Source organism: Micromonospora sp. FIMYZ51 (genome assembly GCF_038246755.1).
Taxonomy (GTDB): Bacteria; Actinomycetota; Actinomycetes; order Mycobacteriales; family Micromonosporaceae; genus Micromonospora.
Genome location: NZ_CP134706.1, coordinates 5243776 through 5262935 on the forward strand (window position 1 = coordinate 5243776; position 19160 = coordinate 5262935).

The 19160-nt window shown below is 72.5% G+C and carries 17 protein-coding genes and 1 pseudogene; all 18 read right to left on the bottom strand.

From position 1 onward, the window contains the following. Window positions 1-7: 7 nt before the first annotated feature. Window positions 8-952 carry an RluA family pseudouridine synthase gene (locus tag QQG74_RS23375; protein ID WP_341716887.1) on the bottom strand — a complete coding sequence of 315 codons (945 nt, stop codon included), beginning with the start codon at window positions 950-952 and terminating at the stop codon, window positions 8-10. Further along, on the bottom strand, window positions 949-1614 hold the full coding sequence (gene lspA / locus QQG74_RS23380; RefSeq protein ID WP_341716888.1) for a signal peptidase II: 666 nt from the start codon (window positions 1612-1614) through the stop codon (window positions 949-951). Before lspA ends, QQG74_RS23375 begins: the two co-directional genes overlap by 4 nt. Window positions 1615-1681: 67 nt before the next feature. Then, window positions 1682-2101 (bottom strand): TraR/DksA C4-type zinc finger protein, encoded by a 420-nt coding sequence (locus tag QQG74_RS23385; RefSeq protein WP_189043518.1) that lies wholly within the window; start codon window positions 2099-2101, stop codon window positions 1682-1684. Window positions 2102-2449: 348 nt separating this feature from the next. Next, window positions 2450-2752 carry a DUF167 domain-containing protein gene (locus tag QQG74_RS23390; protein ID WP_341716889.1) on the bottom strand — a complete coding sequence of 101 codons (303 nt, stop codon included), beginning with the start codon at window positions 2750-2752 and terminating at the stop codon, window positions 2450-2452. A 10-nt stretch (window positions 2753-2762) separates the two neighbouring features. Then, window positions 2763-3311 carry a hypothetical protein gene (locus QQG74_RS23395; RefSeq protein ID WP_341716890.1) on the bottom strand — a complete coding sequence of 183 codons (549 nt, stop codon included), beginning with the start codon at window positions 3309-3311 and terminating at the stop codon, window positions 2763-2765. Window positions 3312-3388: 77 nt separating this feature from the next. Next, window positions 3389-4189, bottom strand: a complete 801-nt coding sequence (locus tag QQG74_RS23400; RefSeq protein WP_341716891.1) for a DivIVA domain-containing protein — start codon at window positions 4187-4189, stop codon at window positions 3389-3391. A 44-nt stretch (window positions 4190-4233) separates the two neighbouring features. Beyond that, window positions 4234-4539: a YggT family protein gene (locus tag QQG74_RS23405; protein WP_111212523.1), complete on the bottom strand. Its 306-nt coding sequence runs from the start codon at window positions 4537-4539 to the stop codon at window positions 4234-4236. Window positions 4540-4568: 29 nt separating this feature from the next. Further along, a complete protein-coding gene (gene sepF, locus QQG74_RS23410) occupies window positions 4569-5276 on the bottom strand; it encodes a cell division protein SepF (RefSeq protein ID WP_341721334.1) in 708 nt (235 codons plus the stop codon). 197 nt (window positions 5277-5473) lie between these two features. Then, complete coding sequence (locus tag QQG74_RS23415) at window positions 5474-6220, bottom strand: YggS family pyridoxal phosphate-dependent enzyme (RefSeq protein WP_341716892.1); 747 nt, start codon at window positions 6218-6220, stop codon at window positions 5474-5476. A gap of 9 nt (window positions 6221-6229) precedes the next feature. After that, window positions 6230-7345: a cell division protein FtsZ gene (ftsZ, locus tag QQG74_RS23420; RefSeq protein ID WP_341716893.1), complete on the bottom strand. Its 1116-nt coding sequence runs from the start codon at window positions 7343-7345 to the stop codon at window positions 6230-6232. A 252-nt stretch (window positions 7346-7597) separates the two neighbouring features. Next, window positions 7598-8413: an FtsQ-type POTRA domain-containing protein gene (locus tag QQG74_RS23425; protein WP_341716894.1), complete on the bottom strand. Its 816-nt coding sequence runs from the start codon at window positions 8411-8413 to the stop codon at window positions 7598-7600. Next, on the bottom strand, window positions 8410-9942 hold the full coding sequence (murC, locus tag QQG74_RS23430) for a UDP-N-acetylmuramate--L-alanine ligase (RefSeq protein WP_341716895.1): 1533 nt from the start codon (window positions 9940-9942) through the stop codon (window positions 8410-8412). Before murC ends, QQG74_RS23425 begins: the two co-directional genes overlap by 4 nt. A gap of 58 nt (window positions 9943-10000) precedes the next feature. Further along, entirely contained in the window at window positions 10001-11107 is a 1107-nt protein-coding gene (murG, locus tag QQG74_RS23435) for an undecaprenyldiphospho-muramoylpentapeptide beta-N-acetylglucosaminyltransferase (RefSeq protein WP_341716896.1), read from the bottom strand. Next, window positions 11107-12516 (bottom strand): putative peptidoglycan glycosyltransferase FtsW, encoded by a 1410-nt coding sequence (locus tag QQG74_RS23440; RefSeq protein ID WP_341721335.1) that lies wholly within the window; start codon window positions 12514-12516, stop codon window positions 11107-11109. Before QQG74_RS23440 ends, murG begins: the two co-directional genes overlap by 1 nt. 340 nt (window positions 12517-12856) lie before the next feature. Next, on the bottom strand, window positions 12857-13990 hold the full coding sequence (gene mraY, locus QQG74_RS23445) for a phospho-N-acetylmuramoyl-pentapeptide-transferase (RefSeq protein WP_341716897.1): 1134 nt from the start codon (window positions 13988-13990) through the stop codon (window positions 12857-12859). Further along, a complete protein-coding gene (gene murF, locus QQG74_RS23450) occupies window positions 13987-15411 on the bottom strand; it encodes a UDP-N-acetylmuramoyl-tripeptide--D-alanyl-D-alanine ligase (protein WP_341716898.1) in 1425 nt (474 codons plus the stop codon). Before murF ends, mraY begins: the two co-directional genes overlap by 4 nt. Before the next feature lie 143 nt (window positions 15412-15554). Beyond that, window positions 15555-17054: pseudogene (locus QQG74_RS23455) on the bottom strand (UDP-N-acetylmuramoyl-L-alanyl-D-glutamate--2,6-diaminopimelate ligase); the annotation flags it as partial. A gap of 110 nt (window positions 17055-17164) precedes the next feature. Then, complete coding sequence (locus QQG74_RS23460) at window positions 17165-18835, bottom strand: penicillin-binding protein 2 (protein WP_341721336.1); 1671 nt, start codon at window positions 18833-18835, stop codon at window positions 17165-17167. Between the last annotated feature and the right edge of the window lie 325 nt (window positions 18836-19160).

Here is a 19160-nt window from a genome sequence, read left to right on the forward strand (position 1 = left end):
GGGCGCGTCAGTCGCGCAGGAGGTTCAGCGCACGCCCCAGATCGTCAGGGTAGTCGCTGACGAAGCGGACCTCGTCCCCCGTACGGGGGTGCTGAAAACTCAACTCTCTGGCGTGCAACCATTGCCGATCCAGTTTGAGCCGGGCGGCGAGCGTGGGGTCGGCACCGTACGTCAGGTCACCCACGCAGGGGTGCCGCAGGGTGGAGAAATGCACCCTGATCTGGTGCGTACGGCCGGTCTCCAGTTGCACGTCGACAAGGCTCGCGGACGGGAACGCCTCGATGGTGTCGTAGTGCGTGATGCTCGGCTTGCCGCCGGAGACCACCGCCCAGCGGTAGTCGTGGTGCGGGTGCCGGTCGATCGGGGCGTCGATGGTGCCGCGCAGCGGATCCAGGTGCCCCTGCACCACCGCGTGGTACCGCTTCTCCACCTCGCGGTACTTGAAGGCCCGCTTGAGCACGCTGTACGCCTGCTCGCTCTTGGCCACCACCATGACCCCGGTGGTGCCCACGTCGAGCCGGTGCACCACCCCCTGCCGCTCGGCGGCACCGCTGGTGGCGATTGTGTGCCCGATCGCGGCCAGCCCGCCGATCACGGTCGGGCCGGTCCAGCCGGGACTGGGATGGGCGGCGACACCTACCGGCTTGTCGACCACCACGATGTCGTCATCGGCGTAGACCACCCGCAGGCCGGGCACCGCCTGCGGCACCACCACCGGCGCCGCAGCCGGCGGGGGCAGGGTCACCTCCAGCCAGGCACCCGCCCGGACCTTGTGCGAGTTGGGTCGTACCGCCCCGTCGACAAGCGCCTCACCGGCGTCGACCAGGGCGGCGGCGGCCGTGCGGGAGAGGCCGAACAGCCGGGCCACGGCCTGATCGAGTCGCATTCCGTCGAGGCCGTCGGGCACCGGCAAACTGCGGTGGTCGCCACCGGCGGCGAAGGTCGCGGTCATGCCCGCTCCCGCCGGCCGCCGTCGACGTTCTCCTCGGCCCCGCCGTCCGTAGCCGGGCCGGCGTCGGCGCCCGTCTCCTTCTCGTCGGCGACGAGCTTCTTGTCGGAGACGAGCCGGCTGCCGTCGCGCTGGCGGCCGGTGAACTCCAGCACGACCGCCAGCACGACGCCGCAGACCAGGGCGCTGTCCGCGACGTTGAAGATCGGAAAGACCCGACCGTACGGGTCGAAGACGCTGATCATGTCGACCACGTGCCCGACGAACCAGCCCGGGGCCCGGAAGATCCGGTCGAGCAGGTTGCCGGTCACGCCGCCGACCACCAACCCCAGCGAGATCGCCCACGGCACCGACCGCAGCGTCCGCGCCATCCAGGCGATCCAGCCCAGCACGCCGAACGCGATCACCGGGAACACGAAGGTGTAGTCCGAGCCCAGGCTCCACGCGGCACCACTGTTGCGGGTAAGCGAGAGGTAGACCGCACCGCCGAGCAACCGCACCGGCTCGCGGTCGCTCAGCTCGGCCAGCGCCAGGTGCTTGGTGAGCAGGTCGACCGCCAGCGCGAACACCGCGAGGCTGAGCAGGATCGTGACCGGCTTGCGCCGAGCCCTCGGGTCGGTGCCCGACTCGGCGGTGCCGGATCCGGCGGGCGGTGCTGCGCTCATTCGCTCCCCATCGACGATCGCGCCGGTACGGTCGTACCGCCGCGCACGGGTGCCGGGGAGCACGCCGTCAGCGCCGCTCCTCCAGCTGCTTGCAGGTCACGCAGAGGGTGGCCGACGGGAAAGCGGCCAGCCGCTCCACCGGGATGGGGTTGCCGCACCGCTCGCACCAGCCGTAACCACCCTCGTCGAGGCGCTCCAACGCGCGCTCGACCTGCGTGATCCGTTCCAGGATGCTGTTGGCGAGGGAGATCTCCTGCTCCCGCTCGAACGTCTTGGTGCCGGTGTCGGCCTGGTCGTCCCCGGCCGAGTCGGTCAGCCGGTCGCGCTGTAGCTCGGTGATCTCGCTCAGCGTCTGATCGTACTCGGCACGCAACTCGTCATGCCGGGCCGCCAGGGCGGCTCGGATCTTCTCGGTCTCCGCGGCGCTGCGGGTGGACTTCGCCGCCGCCTTGCGGCCTGCGGTCCTGGTCTCGGCTGGCTTGGCCATCGTCGCTCCCTCGGCCACGGAGCCGCGGTGTCCCGCGGCGCCTGGACAGGGGCCGCCAGCATCGGCCGCCCCAGGTACAAAACGGGCGCGCGGCGAACTGGCCGCGCACTCCGGAGGTTGGCAAGGATACGGAACGTACACGCGTCCGACAACGTGCCGCACCGGATCCGCCCCAACTACTGCCGCAGCGGGGCAAAGTGGACGCTAGCAGATCGAACCGACTGATCCGGACGTACTTCGCAAGCTCGCCGGGTGGAACCCGACCGACGGACGCGCCGGCCGACGGGGCTGGAACCGGCCGACGGACGCGCCGGCCGACGGGGCTGGAACTTCGCCGGTGGCCCGCCGTCAACCGATCGGATCGGTGCCGTCGAGCAGCCGGCTCAGCCGTCCGGCCACCTCTGGTCCGGCGTCGACCTGAAAGAGCTTGTCGCGACTGGCCGCGCCGGAGCGCAGCGACACCGCCGCCCGGCGCACACCGAGCGCGCCGGCCAGCGCCCGCCGGGCCGCCTCGGTGGCCCGGCCGTCAACCGCAGGTGCGTTTACCGCGATCACCAGCGCGGCCCCGTGCGGGCCGTCGTACCGGCCGCCCACCCGGGCCCGCGACACCCCGGGTTTCACCCGGACGGCAACGGTGAACGGCTCGTCCACGAGCGCCCGATCAGCGCCGGCCGGAACCGGAGAGCAGCGTGGTGCCCGGCGCGCAGTGCGCGCACGGGGTGAAGCCGAGTTCCACCGCCTCGGCGACCGGCAACGGCTCGTGCTCCCGCCCGATCAGGTGCGGGCACTCGGCGAGGTGGTAGCGCGGCCGACCGTCCACCACCCGTACCTCGTCGGAGCGGAGCGCCAACTGGGCGACCTCGGCCGCAGTGATCTCCTGGGCGGCCGGTTCGTCCTCGTAACCGGCGGCGTCGGCGGCCGACTCCGGCAGGTCCGGCACCGGCGGCCCGGGTGGTTGCCGCCACCCGGGATCGCCGGTGTGCACTGTCGGCGGAAGGTGCTGCGTCGGGATACCCGGCTCGCGATCGGTCGTCTCCCGGACGGCCGAGGCCCGGCCGGCGGCTGCCTGGCGGGCACCGGCGACCAGTGCGACGGCGGCCAGCAGGCTGGCCCCGATCGAGACGACAAGCAGCGGGCTGGACCCGCCGGCCAGGCCGAACACCAGCAGCACCACCGCGACGAGGATGAGCGCGAGACTGACGACTATCACGACTCACCCCCGCCGGGTCGTACCGATGAAGCAGGGTGGGTGGTCGCCGCATCGGCGACGGTCACCGACCCGGTGGTTCAGCGACCGGACTCCAGCGCACCGGAACGGCCCCCGCCGAACGACCCGGCAAGGCCGGCAGCGGCGAGCCCGTTGCCGCCGGAACGGCCACCCTCACCCCGGGTCATCTCGGCCTCCAGGCCCTGGCCACGACCGTCGAGGTCGCGCAGCTGGCTCTCCAGGTAGGCCTTCAGCCGGGTGCGGTACTCCCGCTCGAACTGCTTGAGCTCCTCGATGTGCTTCGACAGCGCCGTGCGCTTGGCGTCCAGGCCACCCATGGCCTCCTGGTGCCGCTGCCGAGCGTCCCGCTCGAGCGCGTCGGCCTTGGCCCGGGCCTCGCGGGTGACCTCCTCGGCCTTGGACCGGGCCTCGGAGAGGAGCTGGTCGGCCTCGCGACGGGCGTCGGAGACGTGGTCGTCCGCCGTCCGCTGGGCCATCATCAGCACCCGCAGCGCCTGCTGCTCGCCGTCACCACCCGGCACCACGGCACCGCCGGCGGTCCGCACCTGCTCCAGCTCGGCCTGCATGGCGCGGGCGGCCTGCTCGGCGGCGGCCTTGTCGCGCTGGGTCCGGTCGAGCTGCGCCTTGAGGTCGTTCAGCTCGGCCGCCAGTCGGGCGTCGCCGCCGGGGCCGGCAGGGGCAGCACCCCGACCGCCGCGCTCCACCTGAGCGCGCAGTTCGTTGTTCTCCTCGATCAGACGGGCGAGTTCGCGCTCGACCTCGTCCAGGAAGGCGTCGACCTCCTCCTCGTCGTAGCCCCGTTTGCCGATCGGCGGCTTCTTGAAGGCGACGTTGTGGACGTCGGCCGGGGTCAGCGGCATCGAAACTCCTCGGGTCAGTTGCGGCCGCGATAGCGCGTCGGTCATCAGGCGGTCCTGATGATCGCCGGCTCTAACACAAACCTCATCAGCACGAACAGGATAACCAGGAGCACAAGGGAGGCCAGGTCGATGCTCACGGTACCAATTCGCAGCGGAGGGATCACACGCCTCAACGCCCAGAGCGGGGGATCAGTGACGCTCCACACGGATTCCAGTCCCGCCGATGCCCCGCGACCGGGCTGCCAGCGCCGCCCGTACTGGAGGACCGCGCTGAGCACGAACCGGGCCAGCAGAACGATCAGGAAGACGTAAGTGATCAGGTAGAGGACCTGAAGCAAGATCGACAACACGGCAGGCGACGTCCCTCGGGTCGGGCGGGTCAACTCAGGCTGAAGAACCCGCCCTCAGCGATCTTGGCCTTGTCCTCCGCGGTGACCTGGACATTGGCCGGCGAGAGCAGGAAAACCCGGTTGGTCACGCGCTCGATCGTACCGCGCAGTCCGAACGCCAGCCCGGCGGCGAAGTCCACCAGTCGGCGGGCATCGGCCTCGTCCATCTCGGTGAGGTTGATGATCACGGGCACCCCGTCCCGGAAGTGCTCGCCGATGGTGCGGGCCTCCCGGTACGTGGTCGGGTGCAGCGTGGTGATCTGGTAGCGCTGCTCCTCCTCGTGCACCACCGTACGCTCGCGCGGCTGCGCCTGCGGAGCCAGGGCGAGGTTGTCCCGGGTGTGGTAGGTCAACCCGCCGGCCGAGTCCCCGCTCGACCGGGTGATCGACCGGACGCTGGCGCGCTCGGCCCGTTCCGAGCGCTCCACCCGCTCCGGGCGCTCGGACTCCAGCCGCTCGGACTCGCCCAGGCGGCCACCGGACCGCTCGCTGAGCCGGCCCCGGTCGGCCAACCGGGAACGTGGTGCGGGCGGCTCCTCCGCCTCCTCCTCGTCGTCGGTGAACTCCTCGGCGTACCGGCTCTGCCGGTAGCGCGACTCGCGGTAGCCACCCTTGTCGTAGCCACCGTCGTCGTAGGCCCGCTCGTCGTCCTCTTCGACAAGCCCGAGCCAGACCCCCGCCTTGCGCAGTGCACCCATCCCCGCGCCCTTCCCGTCCGCCATGCGGCGACACACCCCCACCGTGCCGCCTGTCGCGAGTGGACCATCTGTTGCCCACCGGACCGGAACGGCAATCCCCCGACGCGCAATTCGCGTTGCACGTCACGCCCCCCTGGTCGTCAGGAAGACCGTTCCTACAAACAACACTGATGTAATTTGCTTCTCTGGCGGCCAGGCTACCGCAGCGTGGGACGCATTCCGAGCAACGCGCTGCCGACGCGGACATGTGTCGCGCCGTGCGCGATCGCCACCTCGAGGTCGCCGCTCATGCCCGCCGATACGGTGCTGGCCTGCGGATGGTCCGCCCGCAGCGCCTCGGCGAGGGCGGCCAGCCGGGCGAACGCCCGGGCCGGCTCCCAACCCAGCGGCGCCACGGCCATCAGCCCGGCCAGCCGTAGCCCCGGTGCGGCGGCCACCGCGTCGATGACCGGACCGAGGCCGACGTCCGGGTCGGCGGAGTCCGGCACCGACCCGCCCCGGGCCGGGTCGGCGTCGATGCTCACCTGGACCAGCACCTCCAACGGTCGCTCCCGGGCGGCCGTCGCGACCGCGTCCAGGGCGGACACCAGCCGGACCCGGTCGACGGACTGGACCACGTCGGCGTACCGGACCACCGACTTCACCTTGTTGCGTTGCAGCCGGCCGACGAAGTGCCAGCGCGGGGTGACCCCGGCCGCGGCGACCTGCTCGGCCTTCGGGGCCGCCTCCTGGTCGCGGTTCTCCCCCACGTCGGTCACGCCCAGCCCGGCCAGCGCGACCACGTCGGCGGCCGGATAGGTCTTGGTCACCGCGATCATGGTCACCTCGGTGCGGTCCCGACCGGCGGCGGCACAGGCGTCGGCGATCCGGGTGCGTACGCGCGCCAGTCCGGCGGCGAGTTCGGCTCGCCGGTCGGGGCGCACCAGAGCAGAGCTGTCGGTCATGGGTGGTGTTCAGGACCCGTTCTTGAGGAAGTCGGGCACGTCGACGTCGTCGAAGAGCACCCGACGCGGCGACTGCGGCGTGACCGGCGGGGTGGGCGACGGCACGACCGGCGGGTTCGGCTGTGCGGGCTGGTTCTGGTTGGTCTTGCGGGCCGGCTCGGCGGCCTTGTACGCCGGCGTACCGCCGTCGAAGCCAGCCGCGATCACGGTGACCCGCACCTCGTCGCCGAGGGCGTCGTCGATGACCGCACCGAAGATGATGTTCGCGTCCGGGTGAGCCGCGTCGGTGACCAGCTGGGCGGCGTCGTTGATCTCGAACAGACCCAGGTCGGAGCCGCCCGCGATGGAGAGCAGCACGCCCCGGGCACCGTCCATGCTCTGCTCCAGCAGCGGGCTGGAGATGGCAGCCTCCGCCGCCTCCACCGCACGGTTCTCCCCCCGCGCGCTGCCGATGCCCATCAACGCACTGCCCGCGCCGCTCATCACGCTCTTGACGTCGGCGAAGTCCAGGTTGATCAGACCCGGCGTGGTGATCAGGTCGGTGATGCCCTGCACACCGGAGAGCAGCACCTGGTCGGCGGTGCGGAACGCGTCCATCATGCTGATGTTGCGATCGCCGAGCGCCAGCAGCCGGTCGTTGGGAATGACGATCAGCGTGTCGCACTGGTTGCGCAGCTCGTCGATGCCGGCCTCGGCCTGCACCTGGCGGCGCTTGCCCTCGAAGGAGAACGGCCGGGTCACCACGCCGATGGTCAACGCACCCAGCTTGCGGGCGATGTTCGCCACCACGGGTGCCCCGCCGGTGCCGGTGCCGCCACCCTCGCCGCAGGTCACGAAGACCATGTCGGCGCCCTTGAGCACCTCCTCGATCTCGTCGCGGTGGTCCTCGGCGGCGTTCTTGCCGACGTCCGGGTTGGCGCCGGCGCCGAGCCCCCGGGTCAGCTCCCGGCCGACGTCCAGCTTGACGTCGGCGTCGCTCATCAGCAACGCCTGCGCGTCCGTGTTGATCGCGATGAACTCGACGCCCTTGAGCCCAACCTCGATCATCCGGTTGACGGCGTTGACGCCGCCGCCCCCGATGCCGACGACCTTGATGACCGCCAGGTAGTTGTGCGGAGGTGTCATCTCCGGTCCTTTCCCTTCGAGATTGGCTACTCCCCGCCCGGTTCCGGCGTGGCCGGACCGGCGGTCGACGCAGCTGTCACCAGCAGGGTCCAGAGGCAAACCCTCACCCTCTACTAGAGGGTTAGAGTTATGTCAACCACTGATCCTCTTCCGGGCAACGTAAGCGCACCAAAGCGCTGAGCCAAGGACCTGCTCGGCGTGTCGCCGGGGGAGCGCCACGCCTCACAGCCGGCACCCCCACTGACCCGCCACTCACCGGAAGGTGACCACGTCCGGCGCGCTGACGTCGATCCGGGCCGCGTCCTGGTCGAGCAGCGAGGTGGCCACCCGGGCCTTGTCCGCGCCCCGGGTCGCGTCACCCCAGAACACCGTACGGTCGCCGCGCAGCTGGACACTGATCCGGGCCAGGCTCTCGACGGTAACCTCCACCAGCTCACCCCGCAGCTGGGGGGTGAGCGCGGCGAGCACCTCCAGCCCGGCCCGGGTGGCCGGGTCGTCCGGACCGGGCTCGGCCAACCGGATCAGCGGCAGCCCCTCCGGCCGCTGCGGCAACGTCCGGAACGCCACCCCGGTGGCGTCAAGCACGACGAACTGTTCGGCCCGCGGCACGGTCGCCACGCCGGTCCGCTCGGTGAGCCGGACCACCAGGGCATCCGGCCAGTCCCGGGTCACCGTCGCCCGTTCCACCTCGGGCAGGGTGCCGATCCGGTCGGCCAGCTCGGCCAGGTCGACCCGGGCCAGCGGCGCGCCGTCGGGCACCCCCGCCGCGGTACGCACCTGCACCGCGGAGACCAGCTCGGCGCCCTCCACCCGGACCTCGCGTACCCCGAACAGGCCGGTGCCGAGCAGCGTCCAGGCCACCAGCCCGGCCAGGGCCAGCACCCCGCCGGCCACCGCCCAGGGCAGCGCCGCGCGCATCCGGCGCCGCCGGGCCCGCGCCATGAACCGTCGGGTGGAGGCGGGCACCGCGTCCCGATCGGCGCGGACCAGCTGCCACCTGCGGGTGGAGCGCCGCCCCACGCCGCCGTCGGCGCCGCTGCCACGCCCACGGGCCGGACCGGGACTCATTCCGCCACAGGCGCCGCGCCGTCGACCCCGACGGCGCCGGGGACCGTACCGCCGATGCTTGTCGACCCGCCGGCCAGACCGCCGGCCACGGTGCCGACCGGGGCCTGCGGGTCGGCGGTACGCGCGGCCAGCGCGGTCAGCAACTCGTCACCCATGAGCGAGATCGGCGGGGCGCCCATGGTCACCACGACGTCGCCGGGTCGGGCCCGGCGGGCCACCTCGACCGGCACGTCCGCCCACGAGTCGACGAAGACCTTCCGCTCCGCCGGCAGCGCCACCGCCTCGACCAGCGCCGCCGACCCCTCCCCCGGCGCGCGTTGCTCGCCCGGCCCGAAGACCTCCAGCAGCACCAGCTCGTCGGCGAGGCCGAGCGCCTCGGCGAGTTCGGCCTGAAGGTCCCGGGTGCGGTAGAGCCGGTAGGGCTGGAAGACCACGATCAGCCGGCCGTCGCCGGCCACCTCGCGCAACGTCCGCAGGGCCAGGGTCATCGAGGTCGGGTGGTAGGCGTACTCGTCGTACACCAGCACCCCGTCGGCGACCCCCTTGCGCTCGAACCGGCGGCGCACGCCGGGGAAGGCCGCCAACGCCGCCTCGGCCGCCTCGCGCGGCAGCTCCAGCAGGTACGCGGCCAGCACCGCCGAGGCGCTGTTGAGTCCCATGTGCCGCCCCGGCACCGGCAGCCGGAACTCGCCGAGCGACCGGCCGTCGATGTGGGCGAGGTAGCGCACCCCGCGCGCCGACGAGGCCATCTCGCTGAGCCGCAGGTCGGCGTCGTCGGCCTCGCCGTAGGTGTAGACGCGGCGACCCTCGGCCCGCAGCGTGGCCGCCAACCGCCGACCGCCCGCGTCGTCGGCACAGGTGATGATGAAGCCCGCCGGGTCGGTGAGCCGGGCGAACTCGGCGAAGGTGGCCTCCAGGTTGGCCAGGTCACCGTAGGTGTTCAGGTGATCGGCCTCGATGTTCGTGATGATCGAGACGAACGGGCGGTAGATGAGGAAGGAGCGGTCGCTCTCGTCCGCCTCGACCACGAAGTACTCGCCGGTGCCGTGGTGCGCCCCCGAGCCGACCTCGGAGATCTCCCCACCGATCACGAAGGACGGATCCGTCCCGGCCTGCTGAAGCACCATGGTGACCATGGAGGTGGTGGTGGTCTTGCCGTGCGTACCGGCCACGGCAAGCGTGCGGCGACCGGTCATCGCGGCGGCCAGGGCCTCCGAGCGGTGCAGCACCCGCAGGCCGCGCCGACGCGCCTCGACCATCTCCAGATGCTCGGCGGGGATGGCCGAGGAGTAGACCACCGTGTCCACGCCGTCGAGATTCGTCGGCTCGTGCGTCATGTGGATGGTCCCGCCGAGCGCCCGCAGGCCGGCCAGGGACGGCCACTCCCGCAGCTCGCTGCCGGAGACCGGCAGACCCCGGGTGAGGAAGAGCCGGGCCAGCCCGCTCATCCCGACCCCGCCCACCCCGATCAGGTGAATGTGGCCCAGGTCCTCGGCGGTCAGCGTGCCGGCCGGACTGAACGCGCTCATCGGGGCAAACCTTTCGTTCGCGACTGCGGGGCTCGCAAAACCGGCTCACTCCTCGCGCTCACTTGGCCACCGCCTCGTAGACGAAGTTGAGCAGCGCCTCGTCGCCGTCGCGCCGGCCGTAGGCCGCCGCCGCGGTGCCCATCGCGTGCAGTCGCTGCGGGTCGCGGATCAGCGGGATCACCGTACGCTCCAGCCAGTCCGGGGTCAGCTCGGCGTCGTCGACAAGCAACCCGCCGCCGGCCTCGACCACCGGCAACGCGTTGCGCTTCTGCTCCTGGTTGCTGTGCGGGTACGGCACGTAGATCGTCGGCAGGCCGATGGCGGCCACCTCGGCGCAGGTCATCGCCCCGCCCCGGCCGAGCATCAGGTCCGCGGCGGCGTACCCGGCGTCCATGTCGGACAGGTACGGCAGGGTGATGTACGGCACCGGCAGGTCGGTGGGGACCGGCACCGGCTCGTTGCGGGCCCCGATCACGTGCAGCACCTGGATGCCGTTGCGCGCCAACTCCTTGGCCGCACCGGCGACGGCGAGGTTGATCGACCGGGCACCCTGCGAGCCACCGGCGACGAAGAGCACCGGCAGGTCGGGACGGAGCCCGAAGTGGGCGCGGGCCGCGCCGCGCATGGCGGCCCGGTCCAGCCCGGCGATGGCGCGTCGCAGCGGCACACCGACCACCCGCGCGTCGCGCAGCGACTCGGCCTGGGACGGCTGGTGCGGGAAGCCGACCGCCACGTGCTTGGTGAACCGCATGCCCAACCGGTTGGCCACCCCCGGCGGCACGTTCACCTCGTGGATCACGATCGGCAGTTCGCGTCGCCAGGCGGCCAGGTACGCCGGCACCGAGACGTACCCGCCGAAGCCGACCACCACGTCGGCGCGTACCTCCTCAATGATCTTGCCGGCGGCGCGGGCCGCGGTCCACATCCGACCCGGGGTGCGGACCAGGTTCATGTTCAGCGAACGGGGCAGCTGGTAGGCGGGGATGTTGCGCAGGTCGTAGCCGGCCGGCGGGATCAGCTCGTTCTCCAGGCCCTTCGGTGTGCCGAGACAGGTGATCCGGACGCCGGGGTCGTGTCGGCGCAGGCAGTCGGCGAAGGCGAGCAACGGGTAGATGTGCCCCCCGGTGCCGCCTCCCGCGAGCACCACCGAACGCAGCGGACCCATCACCGTCTCCTCTCGTCCGCCGACCCGCCCCGGCCCCGGTTATCCCGGGCGCCACGCGGTACGGCCTGGTCGTCCCTGCGCCGCTTGCGTGCCTGGGGCACGGTTCCCCGGGCAGCCGACGGCGGCACCGCACGGCGGCGCCGGCCGGGAAGCGGCGGCAACGGTGCCCACACTAGTCGGACCCACCGGGCCGGCGGACGGGCATGCAGCGCTCGGGCCGCATCGGGTTCCGCACGGGCGAACGAGGCAAGCATTCCGACCGCCGCCAGGGTGACGACCAGGGCGCTCCCGCCCACCGAGATGAACGGCAGCGGTACGCCGGTAAGCGGCAGCAGCCCGATCACGCCACCGATGTTGATGAACGCCTGCCCGACGAGCCACGCGGTGGCACCGGCGGCAGCGAGCCGGCGAAAAGGGTCGTCGATCCGCCGGGCGATCCGCAGCCCGGTGTAGGCAAGCACCGCGAAGAGCGTGACCACCACCCCGCAGCCCACCACACCCAACTCCTCGGCGATCACCGCGAAGATGAAGTCGTTGTCCGCCTCGGGCAGCCAGGCCCACTTGGTCCGCCCCTGGCCCAGGCCGGTGCCGAACCACCCGCCGTTGGCGATGGCGTACCGGGCCTGCACCATCTGGTAGCAGAGCGTCTCCTTGCACGCCTCCAGCGGCGGCGGATTGACGAAGACGGTCAGCCGGGCCAGCCGGTAGTTCTCCTCGCCCCGGACACCGGAGCCGGCGCCGAGCGAGGCCACCGCCACCAGCAGACCGATGCCGACCAGCCCGATCGCGGTGAGCGCGGCGAAGACCCGCAGCCGCACCCCCGCCGCCCAGAGCAGGCCGACCACCAGGGCCACCAGGCACAGCATGCTGCCCAGGTCGTTGTAGCCGACAAGCACGAACAGCAAACCCACCACCGGGAACAGCGGGGTGGCCAACTCCCGCCACCAGCCCAGCGCCGCGCCCTTGCGGGCCAGCACGTACGCCCCCCAGAGCACCAGCGCGAACTTCGCCACCTCCGAGGGTTGCAGCCCGACACCACCGACGTACAGCCCGAGCAGTTCGGCCTCCAGCGGCCCGATCCTCGCCGGAGCGCCGGTCGGTCGGCCGTAGGCCACCAGCAGGTTCAACAGCAGCAGCAACCCGACCGCGACGGCCAGCGCGGGCCGGCCCAGCGCCCGGTACGTGCGGGCCGGCAGCCGCTGACAGGCCCAGAACGCCACGATGCCGATGAAGGCGAAGATGCCCTGCCTGATCAGGGACGCCGAGGCGTTGCCGCCCTCGGCGTAGTCGCGCACGCTGGTGGCCGAGAAGACCATGGTCAGGCCGATCAGCAGCAGCAGCCCGCTGCTGGCCAGCAGCAGATGGTAGGAGGCCAGCGGCCGGGCCAACAGGCCACGCAGGGCGGCCAGCCCGCCCACCGCGTCCAGCCCGCGCCACGGGCCGCCATCGGGCACCGCGCCGCCCGGGCCCGGCTCCGCCGACCGGCTGCCGCCCGCACCGGATCCGGTCGAGCGCGGGCTGCCGCCCCGGCCGGCGCCGCCTCCTCGGTCCGCACCGCGCCGCCCGGCCCGGTCGGTTTCCCCGACTCGCCGCCGCCCGAGCCGGCAGCCGACACCGACTTTCCGCCGCTGCCCGCCGCGCCGGGCCCCGCTCGTCCCTCCCCCACACCGCCATCATCGCCGCTACCGCTACCCGACACCCCCGGTACGCCCTTCTCGGCGTGTCGAAACTCCCTCACCCGGGCGAGGGTCAGCCCATGTTGGCGAGGAAGTCGCTGTAGAAGAGGCCGAGGGCGATCGCCACGCCGATGCCGGCGATGATCCAGAAGCGGACCACGATGTTCACCTCGCTCCAGCCGGCAAGCTCGAAGTGGTGCTGGAGCGGCGACATCCGGAACACCCGCTTGCCGGTGGTCTTGAAGGAGATGATCTGGATGACCACCGACATCGTGATGATCACGAAGAGGCCACCGATGATCGGCAGCAGCAGGATCGTACGGGTCGACATCGCCATGCCGGCGATCAGCCCGCCGAGGCCGAGCGCGCCGGTGTCGCCCATGAAGATCCGGGCCGGTGAGGTGTTCCACCACAGGAAGCCCACACAGGCCCCGGCCGCGGCCCCGGCGATCAGCGCGATCTCCAGCGGGTCCCGGACGGCGTAGCAGTAGTTGTTCGGGTTGGCGGTGTACGACGGGTCGGCGCACCAGTGCCGGTACTGCCAGAACGCGATCACCGCGTACGCCCCGAGCACCATCACCGACGCTCCGGTGGCCAGACCGTCGAGCCCGTCGGTGAGGTTCACCCCGTTCGTCGCCGCCATCACCACGAAGATGAAGATGATCACCGCACCGATCTTGGTGACGTCCAGCGCCGGAATGTCCCGGATGAAGCTCAACGTCGTGCTGCCGACCGTCTCGGTGTTCGTCACCTCGCCGCTGGCGTCGGTCATGGTGGACGGGAACCAGAGCGCGACCACGCCGAACACCGCACCGACCAGGATCTGGCCGAGCAGCTTGCCGCGCGCACTCAGGCCGCCGCTGTGCCGCTTGCGTACCTTCAGGAAGTCGTCGATGAAGCCGACCGCGCCGCAGAAGACCATCAGCCCGAGCAGCACCAGCGCGGTGATTGTCGGCTCGACCTGGGCGATCTGCGCGTCCGGCAGCGTGGTCAGCGCCAGGTGACCGGCGACGTACGCGATCACGGTGGCGAGGATGAACACCACGCCGCCCATGGTCGGGGTGCCCTTCTTGCCCTGGTGCATCTGCGGGCCCTCGGCCCGGATCGGCTGGCCCGCCTTCAGCCGGGTGAAGACCCGGATCGCGATCGGGGTGCAGAACAGCGAGACGAGGAAGGCCACCCCGATGGCCACGATGACGGCCCTCATGCCGCGCCACCTCCGGCCGACGGCTCAGCCGGGCCATCGGCGACCGCGTCGGCACGCAGCGCGTCGGCCACCTCCCAGGTCCGGTACCGGGAGCCCTTCACCAGGACGACATCGCCCGGCCGTAGCTCGCTGCGCAGCACCTCGACGGCCGCCGCCTGATCGGTGAGCAGCACCGATTCTCCTCCCCAGTTCCCTACCGATGTCGCCCCGTGGTGAATCGACGCCGCCGCCTCGCCGACCACGAGCAGCCGGCCGACGCCCAGCTCGGCCGCCAGCCGGCCCACCTCGGCGTGCCCCTGCGCCTCGAACTCGCCCAGCTCGGCCATGTAGCCGAGCACCGCGACGGTACGCCGTCCAGCGCCGACGCCGGCCAGCGCCCGCAGCGCCACCGCCATCGATGCCGGGTTGGCGTTGTACGAGTCGTCGATCACGGTCACCCCGTCGGCGCGCTCGAAGACGTCCATCCGACGGGTGGAGACCAGCCCGAGCGCGCCAAGCGCGATGGCCAGCTCGGTCAGGGGCATGCCCAGCTCCCGGGCCACCGCCGCGGCGGCGAGGGTGTTCCAGACCTGGTGCCGTCCGGTCAGCCCGAGGCGCACCGGCGCCCGCCCCTCCGGCGTCACCAGGGTGTACGCGGGCCGCCCCCGCTCGTCCAACGTCACGTCCTCGGCCCGTACGTCGGCATGCGCCGCCTCGCCGTAGCGGACCACCCGGGCGCTCGTGCGGGCGGCCATGGCGTCCACCCGGGGGTCGTCGGCGTTGAGCACCGCCAGACCGTCCGCCGGCAACGCCTCCACCAGCTCGCCCTTGGCCAGCGCGATGTTCTCCTGCGAGCCGAACTCGCCGATGTGCGACACCCCGACGTTGAGCACCACGGAGATGCGCGGCGGGGCCACCTCGCACAGGTACCGCACGTGCCCGATGCCCCGGGCACCCTTCTCCAGCACCAGATAGCGGGTCGTCGGCCCGGCCTGCAACGCGGTGTACGGGTGGCCCAGCTCGTTGTTGAACGACCCGGGCGGCGCCACCGTCTCGCCGAGCCGCGCGGCGAGCTGGGCGATCAGGTCCTTGGTGGTGGTCTTGCCGGAGGAACCGGTCAGCCCGATCACGGTCAGCTCGGGCAGCCGGTCCACCACGGCGCGGGCCAGCCGGGCCATCGCGGTCAGCGCGTCGGCGACCAGGACCATCGGCACCCCGGGCACCTCGCGGGTGCCGAGCACCGCCACCGCCCCGGCCTCGACCGCCCCGGCGGCGAAGTCGTGCCCGTCCGCCTTCTCCCCGTCGAAGGCGACGAAGAGCCCGCCGGGAGTGACCTTGCGGGAGTCGAACTCGACGCTGCCGGTGACGCGCACCTCGGCATCGGCGGCCACCAGCCGACCGTCCACGGCCGCCGCGATCTCGGCCAGGCTCAGCGGGATCATCGCCGACCCGCCAGACCGCCGTCGGCCTCGCCGCCCGGGCTGCCCTCGGCCGCCTCGCGCTTAATGAACTCGGCCGCCTCGTGCGGGCTCAACCCGGTCGCCTCGCGCGGGTCGTCGTCGGGTTCGTCGCGCTGGCTGAGGTGTCCGAAGCGGACCCGCAGCGCGTGCGCGAGTTCGGTCACGTCGTCGAAGGGATGCACCTCGCCACCGATCTCCTGGCCGCGCTCGTGCCCCTTGCCGAGCAGCGCCACCACGTCGCCCGGCGCGGCCAGCCGGACCGCCTCGTCGATCGCCGCCCGGCGCCCGGCCACCTCGACGATCCGGGCCGGCGCACCGGCTCCGTGCGCCCCGGCGAGCACCTCGGCGCGGATCGCCGCAGGCTCCTCGGTGCGCGGGTTGTCGTCGGTCACCACCACCACGTCGGCTCCCTTCGCGGCTGCGGCACCCATCAACGGCCGCTTGCCCCGGTCGCGGTCGCCGCCCGCGCCGATCACACAGATCAGCCGGCCGGCGCTGAGTTCCCGCAGCGCGGCCAGCACGGCCACGACAGCGTCGGTCTTGTGCGCGTAGTCGACCACCCCGCGCACCCCGCCGGCCACGCCCACCGACTCCAGCCGGCCGGGCACCCCGCCGCAGGTGGCCACCCCGTCGGCCGCGACCGCCGGATCGATCCCGACGGCGACCAGGAGGGCGATGGCGAGCAGCGCGTTCGACACGTTGTGCCGGCCGGGCAGCGCTACCGCAGCGGGCAGCGTCAGCCCGTCCGGACCGTGTGCGGTGAACCGCTGGGCGTACCCCTCGCCGCTGACCTCCCCGGCCCACCAGGTGGCCGCCGGGTCGCCGGCCGCCGAGAAGCTGATCGTCTCCGGCTTGAACAGCGCCTTGAGCGCCGGGTCGTCCTGGTTGAGCACCTCGACGGCGCACCGGCCGTCGAACAACCGGGCCTTGGCGGCGAAGTAGTCCGCGGCGTCGGCGTGGAAGTCGAGGTGGTCGGAGCCGAAGTTGGTCCAGCCGCCCACGTCGAACCGCACCCCACCGACCCGGCCCATCGCCAGCGCGTGGCTGGAGACCTCCATGACCACGGCGGTGACTCCGCGCTCGCGGGCGGCGGCCAGCATCGCGTGCAGGTCGGTGGCCTCGGGCGTGGTCCGGACGCTTTGCACCACCAGGTCACCGAGGCGGGTCTCCACGGTGCCGATCAGGCCGGTGACGTGCCCGGCGGCCCGCAGCCCCGACTCGACCAGGTACGCGGTGGAGGTCTTGCCGGCGGTGCCGGTCACCCCGATCACGACCAGTTCCGCGGTCGGGTCGCCGTAGACGGCCGAGGCGAGCGGGCCGAGCGCCGCGCGCGGATCGGCCACCACCAGGACGGGCAGCCCCGTTCCGGCGGCCAGTTCCGCGCCGGCCGGATCGGTGAGCAGGGCGACCGCACCGGCCGCCGCCGCGTCGGCGGCGAATTCCGCGCCGTGCCGACGGGCACCGGGCAGACCGGCGTACAGATCGCCGGGCCGGACCTCGCCGCTGGCGTGGGTCACCCCGGTCACCACCGGGTCATCGCTGGTAGGAGGCGCCACGGCGAGCCGGGCGGCCAGGTCACCGAGCCGGATTCCGGTCACGGTACGGGGACGAGGATTGCCGCGCACGGCGTCAGACCCTACCCGGTCGCTCGCGGCCGGCCACACGGCGCGCCTGAATCTCCGTCTCCGGGATTCCGGGCGCAGGCCGCAGGCATCTTCGCGAAGGGTACGACCAGCTAGGGGAAGACGGTGAACTTCGGTGCCGGTTCCGTCGACGGCGGCACCTTGAAGTGGCGCAGGGTGAAGGTCATCATGTCCCGGAAGGCCGGTGCCGCCACCTCGCCGCCGCCACCGCCGGGGCTGTGTACGAAGACCGCGATCACGTACCGCGGATTCTCCGCCGGTGCCATGCCGATGAACGAGGCGACATTGCCGGGCTGCTTCTTGCCGTCCACCAACCGCCAGCCGGTGCCGGTCTTCCCGGCTACCCGGTAGCCGGCAACGGCGGCGGCCAGCCCGGTGGCGCGATCCACGGTGGTGACCGCCTCCATCAGCGTCCGCAGCGACCTGGCGTTCTCCGGGCTGAGCACCGGACGGGTCGCCGGCGGCTCCGCTGCGGTCCGCTTGCCCTTCGGGTCGATCGTCTCCTTGACCAGATGCGGCTGGATGTACGTGCCATCGTTGGCGATGGCAGCGTACGCGGCGGCCATCTGCAACGGGGTGGCGTCCACGCTGTGGCCGATCGGCACCGACCCGTACGACGAGTCGCTCCACTCTTCCGGCGGCAGCAGCCGCCCGCTCGCCTCGCCGGGGATACCGACCCCGGTCGGCTCACCCAGCCCGAACCGCCGCTGGTAGTCGATCAGGCGTTCCTGGCCGAGCTTGTCGGCGATTTCGATGGTGCCGACGTTCGAGGAGTACGCCATCATCCCGGCCACGCTCATCCGCCGGCCGTTGGCGAAGTGGGTGTCGGTGAACGGGGTGTCGCCCTTGACCACGGAGTTGGCCACCGGGAACGAGGTGTCCTCAGTGATCACCCCCTCCTGGAGGGCGGCGCCGAACGTGATCGCCTTGTGCACCGAGCCCGGGTCGACCACGAAGCTGGTGGCCGCGTCCTCCCGGTCGGTGGGCTCGCTGGCCTGCGGCTTCGCCGCGTTGTAGGTGGGGTGGCTGGCCTGCGCCAGCACCTCGCCGGTACGCACGTCAAGCACTATCGCCGCAGCGGTGCTGGCCTGCGCCTGCCGGGCCTGCTCGGCGAGGATCCGCTGGGTCATGAACTGTAGGTCACGGTCGATGGTGAGCACGATTGAGCTGCCCGGCTTGGCCTGGGTGGTGCGGCTGTAACCGCCGGGGATGGGTGCGCCGAGGCCCATCTCGAACGTCCGTTCCCCGTCCTCACCGTGCAGCAGGTCGTCGAAGCGTGCCTCCAGCCCTTCCAGGCCGACCATGTCGACGCTTGTGAAGCCGAGCAGGTTGGCCGCCAGGTCGCCGCCGGGCACCTCGCGCCGCTCGTCCCGCTGGGTGCGGATGCCGGGCAGATCAAGCGCGGCGATCTCGCGGGCCCGGTCGATGTCCACCCCCCGGGCCAGGTACGCGAACTGCGAGTCGACGCCGTTGCGCTTGCGGGGTTGCATCTTCTCGGCCAGCTTGGAGGCCGGGACGCCGAGCAGCGGGGAGAGCCGCAGAGCGGTGGCCTCGATGTCCTCCACCTGGGTGGGGTCGGCGTAGACGTAGCGCGCCTCCACGCTGTGCGCCAGGGCCGCACCGTCCCGGTCGTAGATCGCGCCACGCGGCGCGGGCAGCTGCACGGTCCGCAGCCGCTCCGCCACGCCGCCGTCGGCGTACGCCGGGGTGTCGACCGTCTGGAGCACGACAAGTCGGATGCCGATCGCGACGAACAGCGCCATCGCCAGCGCGGTGCCCAGCCGCAACCGGCGGCCCGGATCGGCGAGCTTGGGCGGCGCGGGGCGCTTGCGCGACGGGCGGCGCGCGGCCGGCCGGGGTTCCCGGGCAGCAGCGCCGCGCCGGGGCTCCCGACCACCGGCACCGCGCCGTGGCTCGCGGGCACCGGCGCGCCGCTCGGTGGTCGCCGGCTCGTCGCGACGCGAGCGATCGGAGACGGTACGGACCACCGTGGTGCGCCCGGCACCGCCGTTGCGACGGGTCGTGCCGGCCTGGCGGTTGCCACCGGCCCGACCGCCGTCGAGGACCTGGAGCGCCGGCCGGAACGGA

Excerpts from the sequence above, each read along its gene's own strand:
- QQG74_RS23375 (WP_341716887.1), bottom strand. The coding sequence starts at position 952 with ATGACCGCGACCTTCGCCGCCGGTGGCGACCACCGCAGTTTGCCGGTG.
- lspA (WP_341716888.1), bottom strand. The coding sequence starts at position 1,614 with ATGAGCGCAGCACCGCCCGCCGGATCCGGCACCGCCGAGTCGGGCACC.
- QQG74_RS23385 (WP_189043518.1), bottom strand. The coding sequence starts at position 2,101 with ATGGCCAAGCCAGCCGAGACCAGGACCGCAGGCCGCAAGGCGGCGGCG.
- QQG74_RS23400 (WP_341716891.1), bottom strand. The coding sequence starts at position 4,189 with ATGCCGCTGACCCCGGCCGACGTCCACAACGTCGCCTTCAAGAAGCCG.
- sepF (WP_341721334.1), bottom strand. The coding sequence starts at position 5,276 with ATGGGTGCACTGCGCAAGGCGGGGGTCTGGCTCGGGCTTGTCGAAGAG.
- QQG74_RS23415 (WP_341716892.1), bottom strand. The coding sequence starts at position 6,220 with ATGACCGACAGCTCTGCTCTGGTGCGCCCCGACCGGCGAGCCGAACTC.
- ftsZ (WP_341716893.1), bottom strand. The coding sequence starts at position 7,345 with ATGACACCTCCGCACAACTACCTGGCGGTCATCAAGGTCGTCGGCATC.
- QQG74_RS23425 (WP_341716894.1), bottom strand. The coding sequence starts at position 8,413 with ATGAGTCCCGGTCCGGCCCGTGGGCGTGGCAGCGGCGCCGACGGCGGC.
- murC (WP_341716895.1), bottom strand. The coding sequence starts at position 9,942 with ATGAGCGCGTTCAGTCCGGCCGGCACGCTGACCGCCGAGGACCTGGGC.
- murG (WP_341716896.1), bottom strand. The coding sequence starts at position 11,107 with ATGGGTCCGCTGCGTTCGGTGGTGCTCGCGGGAGGCGGCACCGGGGGG.
- mraY (WP_341716897.1), bottom strand. The coding sequence starts at position 13,990 with ATGAGGGCCGTCATCGTGGCCATCGGGGTGGCCTTCCTCGTCTCGCTG.
- murF (WP_341716898.1), bottom strand. The coding sequence starts at position 15,411 with ATGATCCCGCTGAGCCTGGCCGAGATCGCGGCGGCCGTGGACGGTCGG.
- QQG74_RS23460 (WP_341721336.1), bottom strand. The coding sequence starts at position 18,835 with ATGGCGCTGTTCGTCGCGATCGGCATCCGACTTGTCGTGCTCCAGACG.